Origin of the sequence: Mesorhizobium sp. M7A.F.Ca.CA.002.04.1.1, from assembly GCF_004022805.1 — a bacterium.
In the GTDB taxonomy this organism is placed as follows: Bacteria; Pseudomonadota; Alphaproteobacteria; order Rhizobiales; family Rhizobiaceae; genus Mesorhizobium; species Mesorhizobium ciceri.
Map to the genome: position 1 here is coordinate 1 of NZ_RZPL01001160.1, position 930 is coordinate 930.

Below are 930 nucleotides of genomic sequence, written 5' to 3' on the forward strand. Positions count from 1 at the left end.
GCCGCACGACGGTCCATGGCCGACGCCAGCCATGGCCATGCTCATGATGTGGATCGTCCGGGCTGGTCGGCAGTTCGACGGTGCGGCCTGCGAATGCGAAGCGGCCGTGCCTTATGCGATTGGAATAGGGAACCAGCGGGAAGCAGGCCATGGCGCCGGCATCGCGGCCGTCGATCGCCGCCTGATCCGCAGGGCGCAGCCAATCCACGACGGATCCGTTTTGCCGCCAGCGATACGACGCCAGCGCGCCGCCGGCGGCCGGCGCGATCTCCACGGTCGCAATGCCGTCGCTGATCGAGATCAGCCCTTGGTGCTGCTCGGCAACGGCAGCGGAATTCTTTGTCATCGGCACTCCCCCATCCCTTGACTCCAATCGCAATGCCGATAAGACATATCATATGAATAGTATGAAGAATAACAAATCTTTCAGTATGGCGCGTACGTCGAGAGTCGCGGTGGCGGTTTCCAGCGGCTCCACCGCTCTGCATGCGACCGTCGTCGAGCAAATCGGATTGCGCATCGTTCAAGGCGATTTCCTGCCCGGCGAGGCACTGCCCAATGCCGACGATTCAAGCGAGATGCTGGGGGTCAGCCGCACGGTGCTGCGCGAGGCGATCAAGGTGTTGGCGGGCAAGGGGCTGGTCGAATCGCGGCCGAAGACCGGCACAAGGGTGCGTCCTCGTGCCGACTGGAATTTCCTCGACCCGGACGTCCTGTCATGGCGCTATGCCAGCGGTGTCAGCGCCGACGATGTCCGGGCGCTGTTCGAATTGCGCAGGGCCATCGAGCCGATGTCGGCAGCGCTTGCGGCCCAGCGCGCCACGCCATCGCAGATCGCCGAGATCAATGCAGCTCTGGTCGAAATGGAGGCGGTGGTCGACGACGGCGACCGCTTCGCCAAGCCTGACCTTTTGTTCCACCAGACCATAC

Annotated in this window: 1 protein-coding gene and 1 pseudogene; one reads left to right on the forward strand and one right to left on the reverse strand. The window is 63.5% G+C overall.

Features of this window, described 5'->3' with window-relative positions:
* Positions 1-346, reverse strand: a pseudogene (locus ENZ75_RS32990) (aldose 1-epimerase); the annotation flags it as partial.
* Between the two features lie 109 nt (positions 347-455).
* Between ENZ75_RS32990 and ENZ75_RS32995 the strand changes: the two are divergent.
* Positions 456-930 (forward strand): FadR/GntR family transcriptional regulator (locus tag ENZ75_RS32995; protein WP_245471052.1); only part of this gene is annotated, 475 nt, incomplete at its 3' end.